Origin of the sequence: Pseudoalteromonas sp. APC 3355 (genome assembly GCF_030407615.1) — a bacterium.
In the GTDB taxonomy this organism is placed as follows: Bacteria; Pseudomonadota; Gammaproteobacteria; order Enterobacterales; family Alteromonadaceae; genus Pseudoalteromonas; species Pseudoalteromonas distincta.
Genome location: NZ_JASDDB010000002.1, coordinates 66,629 through 88,351, shown reverse-complemented (window position 1 = coordinate 88,351; position 21,723 = coordinate 66,629). Strand labels below are relative to the sequence as shown.

At 38.5% G+C, this 21,723-nt stretch carries 22 protein-coding genes; 13 read left to right on the top strand and 9 right to left on the bottom strand.

Features of this window, described 5'->3' with window-relative positions; all coding sequences use genetic code 11:
- The first annotated feature begins 204 nt into the window (after nucleotides 1-204).
- From QMA08_RS03680 to queG, 4 genes are all read left to right on the top strand, one after another.
- A complete protein-coding gene (locus QMA08_RS03680; protein WP_024594632.1) occupies nucleotides 205-1,071 on the top strand; it encodes a DMT family transporter in 867 nt (288 codons plus the stop codon).
- Nucleotides 1,068-1,772 carry a glycerophosphodiester phosphodiesterase family protein gene (locus QMA08_RS03675; protein ID WP_002958017.1) on the top strand — a complete coding sequence of 235 codons (705 nt, stop codon included), beginning with the start codon at nucleotides 1,068-1,070 and terminating at the stop codon, nucleotides 1,770-1,772. The genes QMA08_RS03680 and QMA08_RS03675 overlap by 4 nt, the downstream gene beginning before the upstream one ends.
- A gap of 45 nt (nucleotides 1,773-1,817) precedes the next feature.
- Nucleotides 1,818-3,038 carry a methyl-accepting chemotaxis protein gene (locus tag QMA08_RS03670; protein ID WP_182715725.1) on the top strand — a complete coding sequence of 407 codons (1,221 nt, stop codon included), beginning with the start codon at nucleotides 1,818-1,820 and terminating at the stop codon, nucleotides 3,036-3,038.
- 66 nt (nucleotides 3,039-3,104) lie between these two features.
- On the top strand, nucleotides 3,105-4,238 hold the full coding sequence (queG, locus tag QMA08_RS03665; RefSeq protein WP_290173719.1) for a tRNA epoxyqueuosine(34) reductase QueG: 1,134 nt from the start codon (nucleotides 3,105-3,107) through the stop codon (nucleotides 4,236-4,238).
- A 34-nt stretch (nucleotides 4,239-4,272) separates the two neighbouring features.
- Here the strand turns inward: queG and QMA08_RS03660 are convergent, their stop codons facing one another.
- From QMA08_RS03660 to QMA08_RS03650, 3 genes are all read right to left on the bottom strand, one after another.
- Nucleotides 4,273-5,400 carry a response regulator gene (locus QMA08_RS03660; RefSeq protein WP_002958014.1) on the bottom strand — a complete coding sequence of 376 codons (1,128 nt, stop codon included), beginning with the start codon at nucleotides 5,398-5,400 and terminating at the stop codon, nucleotides 4,273-4,275.
- Nucleotides 5,401-5,454: 54 nt separating this feature from the next.
- Nucleotides 5,455-7,449, bottom strand: coding sequence for an ATP-binding protein (locus QMA08_RS03655; RefSeq protein WP_290173718.1), 1,995 nt, complete (start codon nucleotides 7,447-7,449; stop codon nucleotides 5,455-5,457).
- 119 nt (nucleotides 7,450-7,568) lie between these two features.
- Nucleotides 7,569-8,057 (bottom strand): GNAT family N-acetyltransferase, encoded by a 489-nt coding sequence (locus QMA08_RS03650; protein ID WP_149602143.1) that lies wholly within the window; start codon nucleotides 8,055-8,057, stop codon nucleotides 7,569-7,571.
- A gap of 81 nt (nucleotides 8,058-8,138) precedes the next feature.
- Between QMA08_RS03650 and QMA08_RS03645 the strand changes: the two genes are divergently transcribed.
- The 6 genes from QMA08_RS03645 (at nucleotide 8,139) to QMA08_RS03620 (ending at nucleotide 13,595) form a co-directional block, all read left to right on the top strand.
- The gene (locus QMA08_RS03645; RefSeq protein ID WP_002958010.1) at nucleotides 8,139-8,714 is read left to right on the top strand and encodes a glutathione peroxidase; all 576 of its coding nucleotides are present in this window, start codon (nucleotides 8,139-8,141) and stop codon (nucleotides 8,712-8,714) included.
- 86 nt (nucleotides 8,715-8,800) lie between these two features.
- Nucleotides 8,801-9,082 (top strand): peptidylprolyl isomerase, encoded by a 282-nt coding sequence (locus QMA08_RS03640; protein WP_002958009.1) that lies wholly within the window; start codon nucleotides 8,801-8,803, stop codon nucleotides 9,080-9,082.
- A gap of 64 nt (nucleotides 9,083-9,146) precedes the next feature.
- Complete coding sequence (locus QMA08_RS03635; protein WP_290173717.1) at nucleotides 9,147-9,725, top strand: glutathione S-transferase family protein; 579 nt, start codon at nucleotides 9,147-9,149, stop codon at nucleotides 9,723-9,725.
- Nucleotides 9,726-9,742: 17 nt separating this feature from the next.
- Complete coding sequence (locus tag QMA08_RS03630; protein ID WP_002958007.1) at nucleotides 9,743-10,093, top strand: DUF2750 domain-containing protein; 351 nt, start codon at nucleotides 9,743-9,745, stop codon at nucleotides 10,091-10,093.
- Between the two features lie 99 nt (nucleotides 10,094-10,192).
- Nucleotides 10,193-10,873: a hypothetical protein gene (locus QMA08_RS03625; RefSeq protein ID WP_290173716.1), complete on the top strand. Its 681-nt coding sequence runs from the start codon at nucleotides 10,193-10,195 to the stop codon at nucleotides 10,871-10,873.
- Between the two features lie 148 nt (nucleotides 10,874-11,021).
- A complete protein-coding gene (locus QMA08_RS03620; protein WP_290173715.1) occupies nucleotides 11,022-13,595 on the top strand; it encodes a M1 family metallopeptidase in 2,574 nt (857 codons plus the stop codon).
- Nucleotides 13,596-13,672: 77 nt separating this feature from the next.
- Here the strand turns inward: QMA08_RS03620 and QMA08_RS03615 are convergent, their stop codons facing one another.
- The gene (locus tag QMA08_RS03615; protein WP_007376965.1) at nucleotides 13,673-14,038 is read right to left on the bottom strand and encodes a hypothetical protein; all 366 of its coding nucleotides are present in this window, start codon (nucleotides 14,036-14,038) and stop codon (nucleotides 13,673-13,675) included.
- 75 nt (nucleotides 14,039-14,113) lie between these two features.
- A complete protein-coding gene (locus QMA08_RS03610; protein WP_290173714.1) occupies nucleotides 14,114-14,989 on the bottom strand; it encodes a hypothetical protein in 876 nt (291 codons plus the stop codon).
- Nucleotides 14,990-15,145: 156 nt separating this feature from the next.
- Between QMA08_RS03610 and QMA08_RS03605 the strand changes: the two genes are divergently transcribed.
- From QMA08_RS03605 to yjjG, 3 genes are all read left to right on the top strand, one after another.
- A complete protein-coding gene (locus QMA08_RS03605; protein ID WP_002958002.1) occupies nucleotides 15,146-16,045 on the top strand; it encodes a phosphoribulokinase in 900 nt (299 codons plus the stop codon).
- A 64-nt stretch (nucleotides 16,046-16,109) separates the two neighbouring features.
- Entirely contained in the window at nucleotides 16,110-16,655 is a 546-nt protein-coding gene (gene yjjX, locus QMA08_RS03600; protein WP_100218333.1) for an inosine/xanthosine triphosphatase, read from the top strand.
- Nucleotides 16,656-16,668: 13 nt separating this feature from the next.
- The gene (gene yjjG / locus QMA08_RS03595; RefSeq protein WP_182754461.1) at nucleotides 16,669-17,343 is read left to right on the top strand and encodes a pyrimidine 5'-nucleotidase; all 675 of its coding nucleotides are present in this window, start codon (nucleotides 16,669-16,671) and stop codon (nucleotides 17,341-17,343) included.
- Nucleotides 17,344-17,424: 81 nt separating this feature from the next.
- Here the strand turns inward: yjjG and lpxC are convergent, their stop codons facing one another.
- The 4 genes from lpxC to QMA08_RS03575 all read right to left on the bottom strand — a co-directional run bounded on the left by lpxC (nucleotide 17,425) and on the right by QMA08_RS03575 (nucleotide 21,723).
- Nucleotides 17,425-18,336: a UDP-3-O-acyl-N-acetylglucosamine deacetylase gene (gene lpxC, locus QMA08_RS03590; RefSeq protein ID WP_002957999.1), complete on the bottom strand. Its 912-nt coding sequence runs from the start codon at nucleotides 18,334-18,336 to the stop codon at nucleotides 17,425-17,427.
- 106 nt (nucleotides 18,337-18,442) lie between these two features.
- Nucleotides 18,443-19,687, bottom strand: coding sequence for a cell division protein FtsZ (ftsZ, locus tag QMA08_RS03585; RefSeq protein ID WP_002957998.1), 1,245 nt, complete (start codon nucleotides 19,685-19,687; stop codon nucleotides 18,443-18,445).
- A gap of 21 nt (nucleotides 19,688-19,708) precedes the next feature.
- Nucleotides 19,709-20,941, bottom strand: a complete 1,233-nt coding sequence (ftsA, locus tag QMA08_RS03580) for a cell division protein FtsA (protein WP_007582937.1) — start codon at nucleotides 20,939-20,941, stop codon at nucleotides 19,709-19,711.
- Complete coding sequence (locus QMA08_RS03575; RefSeq protein WP_002957996.1) at nucleotides 20,938-21,723, bottom strand: cell division protein FtsQ/DivIB; 786 nt, start codon at nucleotides 21,721-21,723, stop codon at nucleotides 20,938-20,940. Before QMA08_RS03575 ends, ftsA begins: the two co-directional genes overlap by 4 nt.

The following is a 21,723-nucleotide window of genomic DNA, read 5'->3' as shown; positions in this document are numbered from 1 at the left end:
CTAGCACTTCATTAATAGTTAAGCTGATTAAAATTAAAGAATTCATAATTATCTCCTGTTGAGTAAGGTAACTATGCCCGCGTACAAAAATAATAAGAGTGTGAAGTGTCATCAACTTTAATGACTTTTGTCATGCGGAAAAAATTCATCTTAAGAATTTTTAAGCAATGTTAATATATTCAAAAAGTACAACAAGGAAATTAAATGCAACCTCAGCAACAAAGTTTAATTTATTTACACATAGCGGTATTACTTTTTGGCGGGACCGCTCTATTTGCCAAACTTATTGGTTTAAATGCTTTAGATATTACCGTTTACAGAACTGCAATTGCAGGAATGGCTATTTTAGCCATGCTTTATTTTCAAAAAAAACAAATTAAACTCAACAAACCTAAAGACTATCTTATTGCATTATTTTTAGGTGTTGCTGTGGGTATTCACTGGGTTACCTATTTTGCTGGTATGCAAATGGCCGGTATAACTATTGGAATGCTGGCATTTTTTAGCTATCCCGTAATGACGGTGTTTTTAGAACCCTTATTTAATAAAAGCAGGCCAAAAGCAAAAGATATAATAAGTGCAGCGGTGGTTGTTTTAGGTATTTACTTATTAGTACCAAGTGCAAACTTAGGCGATGATGTAACCCTAGGTGTAATAACAGGTGTGATATCGGCATTGTTTTTTTCAATAAGAAACATTACTCATAAGCGCTACTTTAGCCAATATGGCGGGCCGCAAACGATGTTTTATCAAACCTTAGTGGCAAGCATTATGTTGTGTGCATTTATAGAAGTACCAGTGTATGAGGTTAGTAATCACGACCTGATTTTAATTGCTGTAGCGGGTGTTATATTTACAGCTACACCGCACTCGTTATTTGCAGCAAGTTTAAAGCATTTATCAGCGGCAACTGCGGGGTTAATTTCTTGCTTGCAGCCACTTTATGGCACCATACTGGCTATAGTAATTATCCATGAACGTCCTACTGTTATGACGTTAGTTGGTGGTGCACTCATAGTGAGTGCCGCTTGTTTTGAAACGTGGTCAATCACTAAAAAGGCTCGACAATGAAAGTATTTGCACACCGTGGTGCCAGTGGGGATTTTCCTGAAAACACCAAAAGCGCTATTTTAGAAGCGTTAAAAGTAGGTGTTGATGGTATTGAAGTAGATATTCAAAGTTCCTTAGATGATTACATGGTAATACATGACTCATGGCTTGATAGAACCACCAGCGGTAAAGGTAGGGTGAGTAACTTTACTGCTCATGAGCTCTCTAAGCTTGATGCTGGAAATGGTGAAAAAATTCCTACTCTTCAGCAGCTGTTTGATTGGAATAACAATAAATCTTTATTAAATATTGAGCTTAAACACACGTTTGCACTAGAAAGGTTTGTGGCTCAATTAGAACAAAACATTGAAGCTAAAAAAATATCGAAAGCCAATATTTTAGTATCATCGTTTGATCATCATCAACTACAGTGGCTTAAAAACAAGCTACCATGGCTTAAAATAGGTGCCCTTACTTCTTCTATTCCAATTAACTATGCAAAGTTTGCTAGTGATTTAAACGCTTATAGCGTACATGCAGATAAAACCTTTATAAATAAGGCTTTTGCAGACGATGCAAAAAAAAGAGGCCTAAAGATTTATGCTTATACAGTCGATAGGGAAGAAGATATAGCGCTAATGCTTGAGTATGGCATAGACGGAATTTTTACAAATTACCCAGCGCGAACCAAAGCTTACTTGTTGTCGTTACAAAAAGGCTAACTTACATTCCCCTCACTTAAATAACAATCGTAGGGCTTGAGCATAATGAGTGGTTTTATGAAAATTTATAACTACATAGAGCAAACATTCTTTTTTACGTTAACCCGTAAAATAGTCGGTAACTTAAGTTTTGTATTATTGTTCCAAGCAATTACGTTATTTTGGCTGCATCAGAGCTTAAGCGAACAACAGCAAAGTACAGGGCTATTTTGGCTGCTTACGCTTGTGATTATATCTGGTTTTATTTTTACTCTTTTTTATATGCGTTTTTTAATTGTTCGCCCTGTTACTGCTATGCGCGATACTTTGATAGAAATAAACCAACAAGATGCAAATTTAGCAGCAAAACTTCCCCACTTTTCGTATGACGAATTTAAAGATTTAAGTTCACAATACAATATATTTACAGCCCATTTAAGTGAGTTACTCAGCACAACATATAACAGTGCTCAAGCTAGTGCACACAGCAATACACAAGTCACTGAATCAATGAAAAATACTGAGCAATCAAGTGAGCAACAAATACAGTTAAGCCACAGTATTATTAATGCCAGTATGCAAATAACCCAAAGCTTACAGGACATAGTAAATAATACAGATAGCGTACATAACGTTAATAATGAACATCTTAACTTTGTAAAACTATCTGCGTCAGAACTCGCTGCTTTAGTAGAGCAGGTAAAACTTATTACTAATATGCTAGGTAGCTTTTCAAATACAATTGCGGGACTGAAAGAAAACAGTGAAAACATTCGTAGTATTTTAAAAATGGTTGAAGAGTTTTCCGATCAAACTAATTTGTTAGCCCTTAACGCCGCAATAGAAGCAGCTAGAGCGGGTGAAGCTGGCAGAGGGTTTGCCGTAGTTGCAGACGAAGTACGCACGCTTTCAATAAAAGTAAGTGGCGCAACTAGACAGATTAGCGACTTTATAAATCAGATGAATGATTTGGTAAACGAGACAAATAAAGAGTCAGAGCAATTAATGACTCACTCCAATAACGCACAAAGTTCAATTAGTGCAACCTGTGATGGCTTTACTAAAATGCTTAGTGAATTTGAGCACAACCAGCAGCAGCTACAACAAATAGCCAGTGCTGTACATTTGCTTGAGGGCACCCAGAGTACGACTCACCAATCGGTAGAGCAAATCGTAGCTTTAGGGGAGCAAGCTAAACAGCAAATAGATACGGCATTAGCCGATAGCGAGCAATCTCAACAGCTAAGCTTGCAAACCCAACAACAGTTAAAACGCTTTGTGCACTAAGAAGCGTTTTCGGGCTCAGAGAAATATGGTAAATTACGCAGCTATTAATTTAAGTGTGTAAAGCGTGTGAGCAACCCTACCCCAGACTATGAAAAATTAGCCCTGCAAATAAAAACCTGGGGGCAAGAGCTTGGCTTTAGCGAAGTGGGCATTACTGATATTGACTTATCTAAGCACGAAGCCCAATTGCAACGTTGGCTGGATGCAGGCTACCACGGCTCGATGGATTATATGGCTGCCCACGGTATGAAACGCGCCCGCCCTGCTGAATTAGTGCCTGGTACACAGCGTGTTATATCCGTAAAAATGAATTATCTGCCTCCCGATGCTGGCTTTGCAAAAACTTTAAAAAATAAAGAAAAAGCATATATAAGCCGCTATGCATTAGGTCGTGATTACCATAAATTAATGCGTAATCGTTTAAAAAAACTCGGCCAAAAAATAGAGCAAGAAATTGGCGAGTATGGCTTTAGACCCTTTGTAGATTCAGCCCCTGTACTTGAGCGTCAACTTGCCGAAAAAGCCGGTTTAGGGTGGCGCGGTAAGCATTCTTTATTAATTAACCAAGAAGCTGGGTCGTGGTTTTTTTTAGGCGAGCTATTTATTGATTTACCTCTACCAATTGATGCAGAAAACACCTTTGAAGGCTGCGGTAAATGCGTTGCTTGTATTACTCTTTGCCCAACAGGTGCAATTGTAGAGCCCTACGTTGTTGATGCACGTAAATGTATATCCTATTTAACCATAGAACACCAAGGGCCAATACCAGAGCAATACCGTTCTTTATTAGGCAATCGTGTTTATGGTTGTGATGATTGTCAGTTAGTATGCCCTTGGAATCGTTATGGACAAATAACTGACGAAAATGATTTTCATCCCCGTACTCAATTAAAAAATAAAGATTTACTTGAGCTGTTTGCTTGGGATGAGCCTACATTTTTAAAAAATACCGAAGGCAGCCCTATTCGCCGCATTGGCCACGAACGTTGGTTACGTAATATAGCAGTTGGTTTAGGTAATGCAGAGTTCAGCCCCGCTATTATTAATGCCCTACAAGATAAAAGCCAAATATGCAGCGAACTTGTTTTAGAGCATATTGAATGGGCACTTGCTCAGCAAAACGATAAACAACGATTACAAATTCGTAAAACAGCTAGGTTAATTAGAATTGTAGAAAAAGGCTTACCAAGGGATGCATAGCACCGCTTAAGTAAACCTTTATATTGCGAAGTAACTAGTTTTTCAAAAGTAACGATAGATCTTGTTCTATCTCTGTAAAGGCTGCTTTGACTTGTTTAACAGACTCTTCTCTTGCTACTGAGTTTTGGATAGTTTCATCTACTTTTTTATAAATAAACACCTCCTGATCTTCATCCAGTCCCATTGATGGGATACGTTCTTCGAGCTCTTCTTGTAACTGTTTAAACACTTTTTCGTTGTTTTGACGGTTTTCATTCAACAAGCTAATTAAGCTATGAAACTTACTATGAACAGTACTTGCTACGGCATTAAGTTTCGCTCGTTGTGATTCAAGCATTTTCTTGGTCATGATGGCGCGTAGCTGCTGCTCGGTAACACTAACAATAAAACATACGTGGTCGCGTATACGGCCATGCTTATCAGGATCATGATCGGGCATATTTAAAATAAGTAAGCTAATCAATTCATAGTTAACTAAAATTCGGTGCGAAAACTCATGTAAGCGCCCTTTGTTTTTCAGCATTTCAAATAGCTCCACCACAATAGGTGAACACACGCCGTTTAGTGCAAAGTGGCTAATTTCATTATTTTCTCTAAATTCTACATTGCTTTGTAAATCAAAAGACTGAAGGCAATCTACAAGCGCTTTACCTAACTCTTGAGGATCGTTAATAAAGCCAATGTTTTCAACGTAGTTAACTATTTGCCCCATTTCACTGCTATTGGCCATTGCATTAAATGCAGTTGATGTTGCATCTTCAACTTGCTTTTCTAGACTTTGCTTTTCAACAAGTACTTGATTTAAATTTTTAAGCTTAGATTTAAGTTCGTCATGGCCAAAAGGTTTTACAATATAGTCTTCTGCGCCAACAGAATAGCCTTCCATGCGTTCTTCAACAGTGCCGCGAGCAGAAACAAACATAACAATAATGTGTGCGGTATTTGGATTTGCTTTAAGTGCTTTACATACTTCATAGCCGTTCATTTGCGGCATACTTACGTCGAGTAATATAACCTGAGGCATATAACCTTCAACCATGTTTAAACACTCAGGACCACTTGTTGCTACTTGTAATTCAAAATCAAGCTCCTCTAAAATTTCCTCAATAATTTCAAGGTTAAAGGGTTCGTCATCAACGGCAAGTATTTTAGTTAAGGCCATAATTTATCATCCATTCAAATTCTTTAAAAAGTTACTTGGTATGCCAAAAAGCAATTAATTACTGTGTTGTATTAACTGATCTTCAGCTAAATGCTCGTCTAAGTTTATTTCTAATGGCACTTGTATAGATATAGTTGCACCACCATTTTCGTTGTTACGTGCAGTGATTTCACCTTGGTGTAAAGATACAAACTCTCTACACAATGCAAGGCCTAACCCTGTGCCACCAGCACCACTATTTGTTTTACTGCTTTGCACAAACTTAGTAAAAATATGCTCCAACTCATCTTCTGGTATACCGACCCCATTATCGGTAACCTCTATAGTAGCAAGCTTATTATCTGACTCTAAATTTACCCGTATTTTACTTTTAGGTTCGCTAAATTTAAGTGCGTTACCTAGTACGTTTCGAAGTAACTGGTTTATTTGCTCTTCATCACATTGTGCAATTACAGGTAATGGCTGTGCGGTAAATATAACCTCAATTTCTTTTTCCATTGCCGTACCAGACACATCGTCAATACTTGTTTTAATAATATTCGCTAAATTATAGGGACGAGGGTTAAATGGAAACTTACCTACATCTAGCTTAGATAGGTCGAGTAAATTATTTAGTAACGACAGTAAACGCTCACCACTACTCTCTATTCGCGATAGATACTTAATGAGTTTTTCTTTTGCAAAATCTCCAGTTTCTAATTTGCTTAAACCAAAACGCGAAAAGCTTAAAATAGAGTGCATAGGAGTACGCAGTTCATGCGACATGTTTGCTAAAAATTCTGATTTACTTAAGTTTGCAGCCTCAGCCACATTTTTAGCATGCTCGAGTTGTGAAGTACGCGCTCTTACTTGCTCTTCAAGAACATCTTTTGCTTCAAGTAATAAATCCTCTTTTTGCTTAAGATGAGTTACATTTTTAAATATGACCGCAAGTGCTATTTCGCCATGGTGATCTATCTCATTAAAAGAGCCAACTAAGGGTATATAACCTCCTGCTGTTTTAGATAAACGTAAATCGCAGCTAAATTGTCGATTACTATTTAATGTCGAAATCTTATCTTTAATACCTAAAATTGAATCATCGTCTAAAAAATCAAATACTGATTTACCTTCGAGTTCATTAAACGGTAAATTAAATAGTCTCAAGCAAGCATCATTAGCTTCTATCACTCTACCGCACTTTTCAAATAACATAATTGCATCGGGCGTATGTTTATAAATAACCTGAAGTAGGCTGTCTTTTTCAATCAGGGCATCAACCGTATCTTGTAGCCTTTCTACAAGCTCTGCGTTATGACGTTTTAATAACTCTGTTTGCCATAATTTATGTATTGATTGTAATAGTGAGCTATCGTTTAAAGGTTTAATGAGTACATCTTCTACGCCTTGACGAATTGCTTCGATCATTGAAACTTGATCAGGGCGTGAGGTAAATAACAAACAACGACAATGCGGTTGGGTTACTTTTAAATTTGAAAAAATTCCTAAACCTGTTCCGTCATCTAAAACAAAATCGCTTATCAGTATATCTATTTGCTTTTCTTTACTAATTTCTAAAGCTTCTGCGGAGGTTGTTGCAGTATGAGTCTCGATATGAGCACCGATTAAGCTATTTTTCATTTTTTCGAGACGTTCAGGAACATGGTCGACGAGTAAAATAGTAGGTAATTGCAAAATATGGTTAGAGCCTAATTCTAATAGGCTCTCTAAAAGAGAAGTAATTTCTTTATTAGAAAAAAATGGGTAGACCACGGTTGCGTCAGGCGCAATATGATTTAGCTCGCTAAACGCAGTTAGTTGTTCACCGCTTTGTGCTTTTGGCGCAAGCAGCATAAAGCGCTCTTGCGCTACTTCGCTTACAAGCGGTTTTATAGAATCAACAGGCACACCATGGGCAACAACAACTAAGTCGTAATCGCCTATATTGGTATACATGTCTAGCATGCTGAAATGAATTAATTCGACTTCACACCCTATTAATTCTAAAAGCACTTTCACACGCATCGCGATGACACTACTACTATCAATAATTAATATTTTTCGAATCATCAAGCCACACTTCAAATTAATAAACTTAATATCCTAATAGCGTAGTCTATTTTTATTTAATTGGCATAAAGCCCTATCGTTTTTTTGTAAAAAAATATTACAAGGTTTCATAAAACAGTTTATTTAAGATGCTTTCCAAAAATAGTCAGGCTGTAGGGCTTGTTATCCATTATGGCAACGCTTGGCAACTCGCCCCATATTTCAAAATCAAAATGCTTAAATAATTTAACACTGGGTAAATTATGACTAAAAATAAAACCAAGCAATACTTTAATATTTAATTGCTTAGCTTGTGTTTGAGCAAATATCATTAGCTTTTTACCAAGCCCTTTACCTTGTGCTTTACGGGTAATGTAAATGCTCATCTCTACTGTACCATCGTAAGCAGGGCGCCCATAAAACGACTTATAACTTACCCAAGCAAGTACTTGGTTATTTTCGCAGTAAACATAAATAGGCCTTTTATCGTTATGGCTATTAAACCAGTCACGCTTTTCGTCAACAGTAACTTCTTCGGTATCTGCAGTTACCATTCGCCCTGCAATGGTTTCGTTATAAATGGCTACAATTTCACTAAGATCATCAATAGTTGCTAAACGGGTTGTCATAGGTCATTCAAAGGTTGATCAATTTGTTTCATATTAGCGTATGATTATCCAATCAAACAATTGAAAAGTTTAGGTAATGTAATGCTAAAAAAAATTATAATAGGATTAATGGCTTTATTTATTAATGCCCCACTCCACGCTGAAACATCATCAACTATTAACCAAACCTCTACCCAAGACTGTCAAGATTTTACCAATGTCGATATTCGAAAGCTGCGCTCAAAAGAATCTATTAATTTATGCCAATTTAAAAATAAGCCTTTATTAATAGTAAACACGGCAAGCAACTGCGGTTTTACACCCCAATTTAAAGGCCTTGAAGCGCTATATCAGCGATACAAAGAACAAGGTTTAGTCGTATTAGGGTTCCCTTCTGATGATTTTTTTCAAGAAGAGGATAGTGAAAAAGAAACTGCAAAAGTATGCTTTGTAAATTATGGTGTAACCTTCCCTATGTTTGCTACAAGCGAAGTGCGTGGTAGTAAAGCGAATCCAATTTTTAAATATTTGAATGAGCAAACTAGCTCTCCAAATTGGAACTTTTATAAGTATTTAGTGTCTGCTGATCGTGAGACGGTTTTACGGTTTAACAGCAAAGCAGCACCTGATTCAGAACAAATGATTGCTGCAATTGAAACTGTGCTTTCTGATAAATAAGTTTATACTGGTACAATTAGTTGAAACTAACTAGAATGATATTTTAATTCGGTTAAAAAAACACCACACTATACTCGGGAGATTTTATGACAGTAGCAAGCGCACGACATATACTTGTAGACAGTGAAGCACAATGCTTAGACTTAAAAACAAAAATTGAGCAAGGCGAAGACTTTGCTGAATTAGCCAAAGCGCATTCAAACTGCCCATCAGGTCAAGATGGCGGTGCTCTTGGTGAGTTTGGTCCTGGTATGATGGTTCCAGAGTTTGATAAAGTTGTGTTTTCAGCTCCAATTAACCAAGTACAAGGCCCTGTGCAAACTCAATTTGGTTATCATTTACTTGAAGTTACTAGCCGTTCAGAATAAATTTAACTGTATCGTAAGTAACGTTTTATAAAAGCCGCTTATGCGGCTTTTTTATGGAGTAATTATGCAATTAATTGGTTCTGTACCTTCACCTTACGTGCGCCGAATTAGAATTTGGACACAACAAAACAACTGTAAACTAGAGCTTGTGAGTCTTGATATATTTTCTGAGCAAGATCGCCCTACTATGGCCAGTAAAAATCCAGCTCGAAAGATTCCCATTCTGGTAGATGGCGACTTAACACTTAGTGACTCTAATTCTATATTGCGCTATTTACTTGAAAAAACAGGGCAACCAAAACTAACGTGGCCGCAAGAGCACTTACTTACGACTATAAATGCCTGTAACGATTCGCTAGTAGAAATGCTGCTATGTGAACGCTCTGGATTTGACACCAAAAGCGATAAACTCTTTTTTAATTTGCAAAACGAACGAATTGAACAAACATTAAGCTTTTTAAATACCCATTTAAGCGATGAAGAATTTAAAAGCTGTGAATACCTCAACATCAGTTTATACTGCCTGCTTGATTGGATTTGCTTTCGTGAATTAACTGACTTTAGTCAGTATTCAGAGCTTGTTGCTTTTCATAAGCAATATGGCAAGCGTCAAGCAGCAATAGATACTAATCCTCGTCACTAATTTAAAAAGGTAAACACATGAGCGATATCGAAATTGAATCACAACTAGTTAACTTTGTAGAAAAAGTACGTGTTAGCGAAGTAATTTGGGCACTTGGTGCAGAAGATAATGGCTTTGTAGTGTGCGATTCTAACCAATTTGACGAAACTGACGTACTACTGCTTTGGGAAAGTGAAGAAGCAGCTAAAGCGCAATGTAAAGAAGAGTGGAAAGACTACAGCCCTGTAGAAATAAATCTTGATGAATTTTTAGATGCATGGGTTGAAGATTTAAATGAAGATAACGCACTTGTTGGCATTAACTGGAATGATGACCAAGTATGTACAGAGATTGAACCTACTGGTTTAGCTCGCGCTTTAAGTGAGTAATACTTTATACGCTTTATTTTAAGAGCGGATAAAACCCGACTAGCATCTACTGCTAGTTGGGTATAAAATAAAACACATCATTATTTTCAAGGTATTACGTTGAAAACCCATCTTGGTCGCCGGCCCTTTTCAGCCATGGAACTGCACACTCTTTATAATGGATATATATACAGTGATTTTAAAGTTGCACGTGAGCAACCAAAACACTGGCATTTTTGGCTTCCTCTAATTGCATATTACAGTGGTGCATATAGCGATGAAATTGGCTATCTAACGCTTGATGATCTGTCTCTTGAAAAAGATGTCTTATGTTTTAATTTTCATACTCACGGTAAGATAAAACCTCGCTTAGTTCCTGTGCATCAGGCACTTATAGATGCCGGGTTTAATGAATATTTAGCATTCATAAAATCACAAAATCAACAACGATTAATGTTCGACTTACCCGCTAAAACTGGCAGATACAGTGAAAAAGTCCGTATTTGGTTTTCAGGTGAAGGTGAGCGAGCCGGCTATTTACAAAAGTGTGATATACCAAACGTTGATCAACTCGGTATGAAAACAGCCGTAAGCAGCCTTCGTCTTAACTTTGAACAACAAGTGCGTATACATGCTCTGCAAGCCAACTCTAAAGACGCCTTTAATTACCTCATGGGATTTAACGAATACCCACATAATGAATTTAAGGACGTTCTTTTATTAAATAACGTGATCCAAAAAATACGTATTATTAACTCACACCTGCATTGGCAGCGTTTTATAACGCGCGAAAGCCACTGACAAACTTTGTTACTATTTCCCCTTAAAGTCACCGTTATAATCAATTACTCTATTAAAAAAAACTGTTAGGATATCTAACCCCCTAATAATATGAGCATAAAAAAGCCTATTTAGGGTAGTTTCTAACAACAACAATCTAGGGATCACTATGTTTCTTAAAAGCCTCTTAACAGTGAGCGTTGCTTTGGCAATGGGTGCTGCAAACGCTAACGAATTCGTTATTGAAAAACTCGCAAAACCAAGTTCACAACAGGTATCGTTAACACTCGATCCGAGCCAAGATACATTCACAGGGATGACTGAGATTTCCCTAGAAGTACTAAAACCAACAAAATACATTGAATTAAATGGCGTAGCTTACGCTGTTAAAATGGCGCAATTGCTTGGCGACGAAAACTGTGACTTAAACAACGAAATGCTTAAAACAGGTAAAGTTAAATTTAGCTGTGATGAGCAAATCCAACCAGGTAAATACACCCTTAAAGTTGATTTTTCAGCGCCATATAACCGTCAAAGTGTTGGTTTATACAAAACGTTAGACCAAGGAACACCTTATTTATTTACTCAATTTGAAATGAGTGATGCACGCCGTGCATTCCCTGTTTTTGATGAGCCAAGTTACAAAATTCCATTTCAGTTAACGATTACTGCGCCTACATCACAAAAAGTATATTCAAATACGCCTGAGCTTAAAGCAACGGTTGATGGCGATATGACCACACACTACTTTGATAAAACGCCGCCAATTCCTTCATACTTAGTCGCAATGGCTGTTGGCCCATTTGAAGAGTTAGATATTAAAGGCATGCCAATTCCTGGTCGTGTAATTACCCCTCAAGGTAAAATTCACTTAGCCCAATACGCAAAAGAAAACATGCCAAAAGTACTAGGTGCACTTGAAGCGTATTTTGGTATTCCTTACGTTTACAAAAAATTAGACTCAGTAGCGGTACCAGAGTTTCCATTTGGCGCAATGGAAAACTCAGGCTTAGTAACCTACCGAGAAGATATTTTATTAGTTGATTTAGCTGCAGCAACACGCAGTAAAAAACAACGTAATGTATCAATTATTGCTCACGAACTTGCTCACCAATGGTACGGTAACTTAGTAACCATGAAATGGTGGAACGACTTATGGTTAAACGAAGCGTTTGCTAGCTGGATGGCTGCAAAAATTACTAAGCAGCTTAACCCTGAGTTTGAATCGCACTTAGACCTGCCACAAAACAACGTAATGGCACTTGATGCACGCCTAAGCACCAAGCCTATTCGTAAGCCAATTAAAACCGAAGCCGACATTATGGACGGTTTAGGTCTTGCTTACAGTAAAGGTAGTTCAGTACTTGCTATGGTTGAAAACTGGATTGGCGAAGATGCATTTCAAAGAGGTATTCAAAGCTACTTAAAAGAGTTTTCATATAAAAATGCTGAAGCGGCCGACTTATGGGAAGCACTTGGTAAAGCGTCAAATAAAGACGTAGCGAGTGTTTTAAAATCGTTTATTGAGCAATCTTCTTTCCCACTAGTTAAAGTAACTCAACAAGGTAGCAAAGTAACTATTTCACAAAGCCGCTTTGTAAACGCAGGCGTTGATGCGCCAGAGCAGCTATGGAATGTACCTGTTGCAATTAAATATGGTGCTGGCGATAAAGTAAAAACAGCAAACGTATTACTTAATAAACAAAGCCAAACACTAGATTTAGACTTTGAACCAGAGTGGATTTATCCTGACCAAGGTGCATTAGGCTACTACCGCTGGGTAATGGATGATGCACAATTTAGCGCACTTGTTAAGAAGGCGCCAAGCGTACTGAGTGACCGTGAACGCTTAGCGTTACTATCGGCTACTGATGCGCTACTTGATGCTGGTGTTATATCTGCTGCTAAGTTAATGCAAACACTTGAAGTGTTCGTAAGCGATAGCCACCCTCGCGTAGCAAATACTGCACTAGGTTACTTAGTATCGCAACAGCGCACTTTTAAAGACGATAGCAATAAAGACCTATGGCCTGAATTTATTCGCGGTGCAGTAACGCCTGCTGCTAAAAAATATGGTTTAGAAGCAAAAGCGGGTGAAGACGGAGCTATTGCACAACTTCGTGCAGCCGTTGTATCACGCTTAGGTTTTGATGGTGAAGATCAAAACGTCATCAATAAAGCCAAAGAACAAACGCAAGTTTATTTAAATGATCCACAAAAAGTAGACCCATACTTAGCGGGTACGTACTTAACTCTTGCTGCTTTTCATGGTGATAAAGCACTGCTTGATCAATTCATGACAACGTTCAAAACGACTAAAGATCCGCAAGTACGCACAAACATGCTTGCAGCTATGGGCTTTTTTGGTAAACCTGAGTTACAAAAAGCAGTATTAGCTTATAGCTTAACGGATGAAGTAACGGCATCTGACATGCGTACTATTTTGTCAGGTCAAAGTTACACAGATGAGCGCCAGGCATTATTTATTGATTGGGTTTACAGTAACTACGATAAAGTAACAGCAAGTTTACCGCCTTTCTTTATTCCTAACTTGCCGTACTTTACAACTGCAAGCTGTGATGCAGAAAGCTTAGCGACAACAAAAACCTTCTTTAACGAAAAAGTAGCTGATGTAGCTGGTTACGCGCGCACATTAAGTAAGCTTGAAGAAAGCACAAACGATTGTATCGCGCTTAAAACACGTGAACTTAAATCGGTTAATAGCTTCTTAAAAAGTAAGTAATTATTAGATTTATTGAGCTATAAAAATACAAAAGCCGCTGAATATAAATTCAGCGGCTTTTTACTTTTTATATAAAATTAGTTGCCAATAATCATAGTTAGCTTGGCTATAAAATCTTTGGCTGCTTGCTCAGAGTTTATTTTAAACGCAACACCGTAGTGAATAGGTTGAGCGCTTTTAAAAATGCGCGTAGGAAAGCGTGTCATCTCACTGCTATGGAAGTACCCTTGCGCACGCGTCACGCCATCAATATCATTAAAATCATCGCTAAACACCTCAAATGCTGGGCGAATTACTATTTTACCCTTGCCGCTTTCGCTGTGGGTATAAAATGCTTCTTTAGAGTTTACTAACATGTACTCTGCAATATTTTTAATCTTAAAATTACTTCTGCACTGTAATTTAATGAGCTGTTCTGTCAGCTCGTCTGCACTATAAGCCACGTGTAATCCCTATTAGTTAATTTGCGTATTAGATTAACGCATACACACAATAAAATCTGAATTTATTTGTTTGCTTTACTTTGTTATATCACATACAAAAGCGAGTTTTTCATTGTTGTAACTCATTCTTGTTATATTTGTTTCGCAGTAGGTGCTTAAATTAAGCCATTGCGATACTTCATCACTTCCATCAAGTTTACGCTGATAAACGCGGTTTTTAATAGCATAAGCAATGGTCGTATTATCTTTTAAAATAAAATCTTGAACTTGAGCCGGTAACCTTAATAAGTCTTCAACTTGTTTATCTTGTGGATTAAAACTCGCTAAAATGTGTTGCTCGTTTTTAGTGTAACTAAATAAAAATGCAGCCATTGAGTTGTTATAAATAAGCGTTCGGCCAATATTACTGGCAGCTATTTCCCCCTTCGCTTGTGCAACAGAAGTATATTGAAGAGTATGAGGCTTTCCTAAAATAAACATCACTAAATCATTTTGGACACCCCATGCATGGTATCCAACAGGTTCAATCCAATCAAAAATACGACTTGGCGCATCTTCGTTTTTGAGTGGGTATTGCCACAATTTTTGCTTACCGTCAGCTTCTACAACAATCGCTGATATCGCATCACCACTTGGCATAACCGTTGGTGAATATTCGCTTACAGGAGAGTTAGTTATATTGGTAACTTTTTTTGACGTGAAATCATAATAAGCAATATCAGTTTGGCTTTGCCCTTTATTAATTACTTCATGAGTAAAGTATAAACCTGTACTTGTTAAGTGCGGTTGGTTGTTATAACTATTTTTATCGCTCACTATACTAACTTGTACCCCGAAAGGTGTATTTAAATCAGCAAGTAATACTTGGCTTTTTGGCATGCTAGCCTGCACCACTATTGGGCTCAGCGCTGCTATAGAAAATAATCCAAGTAATGGTTTAATAAGTTTCATGCTTTCTCTCGTTTTAATTTTAAGCACCTCATGATAACGTTATTTGCTGATGGCGTCACTTGAGCTAAGTCAGTCAACTCTTAAGATACCCAAACGACTTAAAATAATGTTAAGTTTAGTCTGGTTATAAACCTGGTCCTAAAAAAGAGAATTAACATGTCAGCTAAAAATCCTATTATTGCGATTACGGGTTCATCTGGTGCGGGTACAACCACCACAACGAATGCAATTAAACATATTTTCCGTAGCCTTAATATTCAAGCGGCTTTTGTCGAAGGAGATAGCTTTCATCGTTACACTCGCCCCGAAATGGATAAAAAAGTTCGAGAAGCACAACAAGAAGGTAAACATATTAGTTACTTTGGCCGAGAGGCCAATGACTTTGGCGCTTTAAAAACGCTGTTTGAAAACTATAGCGAAACAGGTCAAGGAAAGTTACGCCGCTACTTACACACCTTTGATGAAGCCGTTCCGTACAATCAATTACCTGGAACATTTACACCTTGGCAAGATCTTGATCATAATACTGACATTTTGTTTTATGAAGGGTTACACGGTGGTGTAGTTGATCAAGATGTAGACGTGGCAAAGCATGTCGATTTATTAATAGGCATGGTTCCAATTATTAACCTTGAGTGGATTCAAAAATTAATACGCGATACATCCGAACGAGGCCATTCTCGCGAAGCGGTTATGGGCTCTATTGTGCGCAGTATGGATGACTATATAAATCATATTACCCCGCAGTTTTCTCGTACCCATATTAATTTTCAACGCGTGCCGACCGTTGATACATCAAACCCATTTAGCGCCAAAGATATTCCATCTCTTGATGAAAGCTTTGTAGTTATTCGCTTTAGGGGTATTGATGATGTTGATTTTCCTTATTATTTACGGATGATCGAAGGCAGTTTTATGTCTCGTATTAATACGCTTGTAGTACCAGGGGGCAAAATGGGCTTAGCTATGGAGCTGGTTCTTACTCCACTTATTAAAGATATTATTTTGAAAAAGCGTGCACTGGAAAACTTAGCACCTTTGGATATACCTATTTAACTCCTCTTCTAAGATTGAGCTCTCTCACGTACACTGCTGATTTTTAGTAACAATAAGGGACATTGTGTTGTACTCATTAAAAATTATTGTGGGTTCTAAAAACCCTGTAAAAATTAACGCTGCTAAACATATTTTTGCAATGTATTTCCCTGAACATGAAATTGATTGCCAAGGTGTTGATGCTCCATCCAATGTGCCAGATCAACCTATTGGCGAAGAAGAAACACGTGTTGGCGCACAAAACCGTGTTAATTATTGCAAAGAGCATTACCAAGCTCACTACTACGTGGCAATGGAAGGCGGTGCAGAGCAATTTAGCTATGGTGCAGCAACCTTTGCTTACGTAGTTATTGATAATGCCTTAAATCAGGTTGTAGGGCGCAGCAGCAACCTCCCCTTGCCTCAAGTGCTTTATAACGCATTACTTAATGGCGAAGAGCTTGGCGATGTAATGGACAAAGCATTTAATACCACCAACGTTAAACAAAAAGGGGGCGCTATTGGGTTACTTACAAACAATCACGCCACGCGCGAAAGCACCTACACACAAGCACTCACTTTAGCTATGGCGCCCTTTCTACACGTAGATCTCTACAGCCAAACAAATTAATTTAGGAAGTTTAATGAAATACAACTATGTATTGTTTGATGCAGACGAAACCTTATTTAGGTTTGATATTTTAGCGGGCATGACTCGCATGTTTAAAGCTTACAACGTAGATTTTAGCCAAGACGATTATGTTCATTATCAAAAAACCAATAAGCAGCTGTGGGTTGATTATCAAAATGGCACTATTAGCGCAGATTACTTACAAGTAACACGCTTTAATGAGTGGGCTTCAAAACTTAATGTGCCCGCAAAAGAGCTAAACGATGCTTTTTTAGATGCTATGGCGCAAATTTGCGAGCCATTACCTGGTGCTATTGAGCTTTTAAATAAACTTAAGCCAAATGCTCGATTAGGTATTATTACTAACGGATTTGCCCGCTTACAAACCGTACGCCTTGAGCATACTGGCTTAAAAGATATGTTTGAATGGTTAGTAATATCTGAACTTGTGGGTATAGCAAAACCAAATAAAGCGATTTTTGAGCACACATTTGAGCTAATGGGTAACCCTGATAAAAGCGAGATACTTATGGTGGGTGATACTGCTGCAAGCGACATACTTGGCGGCAACAATGCAGGTATTGATACTTGCTGGTTACAACACCCTGGTGAGCAATTAGCCGATGGAATAAAACCAACCTATACAGTAACTCATTTAAATCAGTTACAAGATCTTTTAGAGTTATAATAGAGTAAATTTTACGCAAAAAAAATGACGCTAATTAGCGTCATTTTTTATAACTGTTTGCGAGCTGTTCTTTTACTGCTTTTAGGCTGGAGCTAACTCAAGACCGGGTGCAGGCATCGTCACAGGCGTTTCAAATGTTGCCCACTCCCATGCTGACTCTGTAGCCATAATTTTACGTAGTAATTTATTATTTAAATCATGACCCGATTTAAATGCTGTTACTTTACCTAAAAGATTATGACCTGTCATAAACATGTCACCAACACAGTCTAATATCTTGTGCTTAACAAACTCATCGCTATAACGTAAGCCATTAGGATTTAAAACTTTGAATTCATCAAGTACCACAGCACTATCCATGCTACCACCTAGCGCTAGGTTGTTTGCATGCATGTATTCAATATCTTTCATAAATCCAAAAGTACGCGCACGGCTAATTTCTTCAATAAAGCTTTGCGTTGTTATATCCAACCCAATACGTTGGCGACTTTCATTGATAGCTGGGTGGTTAAATGCAATCTCAAAGTCGATATGAAAACCATCATATGGTTCAACTTCAGCCCACTTACCATCTTCTTCAATGCGTACTTTTTCTTTAATACGGATAAAGCGTTTAGCAACGTTTTGTTCTTCAATTCCGCCTTTTTGTAACAGATATATGAATGGTAATGCACTACCATCCATAATCGGCACTTCTGAGCTATCTAATTCTACAATTAGATTATCAATCCCCATTGCAGCCACGGCTGCAATAAGATGCTCAGTAGTTGATAAGCGAACACCATCTTTGTTAATTAAACAGGTACACAACTGCGTATCACCAACGGCTTCAGGTGTTGTTTCAAAATCAACAACCGGATCAAGGTCGACACGACGAAATACAATCCCAGTATTTGCGCTCGCAGGTCGGAGAGTTATTGTGACCTTCTCACCTTTATGAAGTCCAATTCCTATGGCTTTGACTACTTGTGCAATCGTACGCTGTTTAATCATAGGTATGCTCACTTTTAAATCAGTTACAGTTAGACGGTGGAGTTTAACATAAATCCTTTTGCCTTTCAATATTTGTACATATTTCAAACAAAAGTATTATTAAATGTTAATCTGCCTGCTTACGTAAAAAAGCGGGAATATCAAAATAATCACCACCTTCTGATTTATCTGCTTTTTTACTATTTTGCGCTGAAGAACTTGAACTACTTGAACTCGTTGAAGGCGCTTTTTCTTTGCTTTGCGCTTGCTCTTTAGTCGTATTTTCTTCAGTGTTTGTATCTTGGCTTGCAAAGCTTGGTACGTACATACTGCTCGTTTGGTTTGATGTGCTTGCAACATCAGAACCTGATGCTTTTTTAAAGCCGTTATCAACAATACCAAACTGTGGACGACGATCGCCGCCTAAACCAGTTGCAACAACCGTTACACGTAGCTCATCAGTCATTTCTGGGTCGATTACCGCACCAACAACAACCGTTGCGTTTTCTGACGCAAGTGCTTTAACGTGATTACCAACAATTTCAAATTCTTCAATCGCAATGTCCATACCAGCGGTAATATTAACTAAGATACCTTTAGCACCTGTTAAATCAACGTCTTCTAGTAGTGGGCTTGAGATAGCGGCTTCTGCAGCTTCTTGTGCACGATCAGGACCTGACGCAGACGCCGTTCCCATCATTGCAGTACCCATTGCAGACATTACAGTTCTAACATCGGCGAAATCCACGTTAATTAAACCAGAACGTGTAATTAGCTCTGCTATACCTTGTACCGCACCAAATAATACGTCATTAGCTTTAGCGAAGGCATCTAGAAGTGTAGTCCCTTTCCCTAAAACTTTAAGCAATTTATTGTTAGGAATTGTAATAAGTGAATCTACAATTTCTGACAATTCATTAATGCCTTGTTCAGCGGCTGCTGCACGTTTTTTACCTTCAAAATCAAAAGGACGTGTTACAACTGCAACAGTTAAAATACCGAGTTCTTTAGCAATTTTAGCAACTACCGGTGCTGCACCAGTACCTGTACCACCGCCCATACCGGCTGCAATAAATACCATATCGGCGCCTTCAAGGCTGGCACGAATTGTATCTGCATCTTCTTCAGCCGACTTACGGCCTACTTCAGGGTTTGCGCCCGCACCCAACCCAGAGGTTATTTGCGTGCCTAGTTGAACTGTGATATCGGCAGCAGAGTTACGTAATGCTTGCGCATCCGTATTAGCGGCTATAAAACGCACGCCTTCTATTTGTTGTTTTACCATGTGCTCAACAGCGTTACCGCCACCACCGCCCACGCCGATTACTTTTATTACAGCTTCTTCGCTGTGTTGTTCCATTATATCAAACATGTTTACTCTCCGACTTGAGTCTTAAAACTCGCCTTGGAACCATTTAGTAATGCGGTTCCACCAATTATTGTTATCCTCTGCTTTCGACTTTTGTGCATTCATCGATTGCATGGTACGCCCGTATTGTAACAAACCAACAGCGGTTGCGTACGAAGGATCATCTACATAGTCTGTCAAACCAACCATCCCGATTGGTTTGCCTATTCTTACTGGCATTTGGAAGATGTCTTCTGCCACTTCCATAGCGCCAGTCATTTTAGCAGTTCCGCCTGTTATAACGAGACCTGCCGCAATTTGGTCTTCTAAGCCTGAACGACGAATTTCTTCCATCGCAAGCTCAAATAATTCTCTAAAACGAGGCTCTACCACCTCAGATAATGTATGGCGCGACATTAACCTTGCTGGTCGCCCGCCTACACTTGGTACTTCAATTGTGTCTTCGCTACTTGCCATTTGGCTACTAGCACATGCGTATTGTACTTTGAGTGACTCTGCATGTGATATAGGTGTGCGAAATATTTTTGCAATATCACCAGTAACTTGGTTACCCGCTACAGGTATAACCGCAGAGTGACGAAGTGCGCCATTAATATAAATGGTGATATCCATAGTACCGCCACCAATATCAAGTACTGCAACACCTAGCTCTTTTTCGTCATCTGTTAGTACAGAATAGCAAGACGCAAGTGCAGTAAAGATAAGTTGATCGACTTCAAGACCACAGCGTTCTACACATTTTTCGATATTTTTTGCCATATCGTTTGAGCACGTAATGATATGTGCACGCGCTTCCATACGAACGCCGCTCATGCCTAGTGGGTTTTTAATGCCCTCTTGCATATCGATGCTGTATTCTTGTGGCAATGCATGTAGCATTTTACGCTCTGCTGAAATAGGCACAGAACGCGCAATATGTATTACGTTTTCAATATCTTCGTCAGTGACTTCGGTGTTATTGATTGCCACCACGCCACTTTCGTTTTGACACTGTATATGTTTGCCAGAAATACCCAAATACACAGAGCTTATACGACAATCAGCCATTAACTCGGCCTCGTCTATTGCTCGTCGAATAGACTCAGACACTAAGTTTAAATCGTTAACGCCGCCTTTATCCATACCATGAGATACTTGGCTGCCCACACCAACAATGCTGAGCTTGTTATCTGCGGTGATTTCACCTACCGTGGCAACCACTTTCGAGGTGCCAACGTCTAATCCTATTACTAGGTTTCTTTCTGCTGACTTAGTCATGCCTTACTCTTATTTTGTAATTGTTCTTCTTGCATTGGCTTAAAGCTTACTGCAAGGCCGGTATCATACCGTAAATCGATTGTATCTACTTGTGCATCTGCACGTTGTTCCATTCGTGGATAAACGTCTATAAAACGTTGTACACGCTTGGCTTTATCTTTACGCCCTAAATTTAAGCGAATCCCGTTATCTAGCCAAAGTTGCCACGAAAAACGCTCCGATAATGCCAAACTTGTTAATGTTAAACCATTAACTCTGAGCATTTCATCAAATTGCTTAAAAGCAACCCACGCCTCTTCTTCACTACCTTCTGGGCCATATAACTGCGGTAAGTTATCATCTAACTTATCGCTGCTGGCTTGAAATGCTTGGCCACTTTGGTTGAGCAACAAGTCGCTATTCCAGTGAGCAACTACTTCATGTTCAACTACATACACCTGTATAGTATCAGGCCATTGTTTACGTACCGAAGCGGTAGCAACCCAAGGCAAGTCTTGAACTAGCTGCTGCACGTGCTTAACATCAAGTTCAAAAAAACTACTTAAATCGGCTTTTTTAATTGCTTTTATAATTGCCGTTTCATCTGTGTATTTGGGATGCCCTTGCACTGTAAGGTGCTTAATTTGAGCATCTTTATTTTCAACTAACCAATCAGATACACCGGTGGTTATTTGTACTAAGCCTATAACCACAACCAGAAAAAAACTCACTCCAAAAATCAGCGACCAATTAAAGTTAAGTTGCTGTTTTAGTTGTTGAGCTTTTTCTAAAAGGGGATGCAT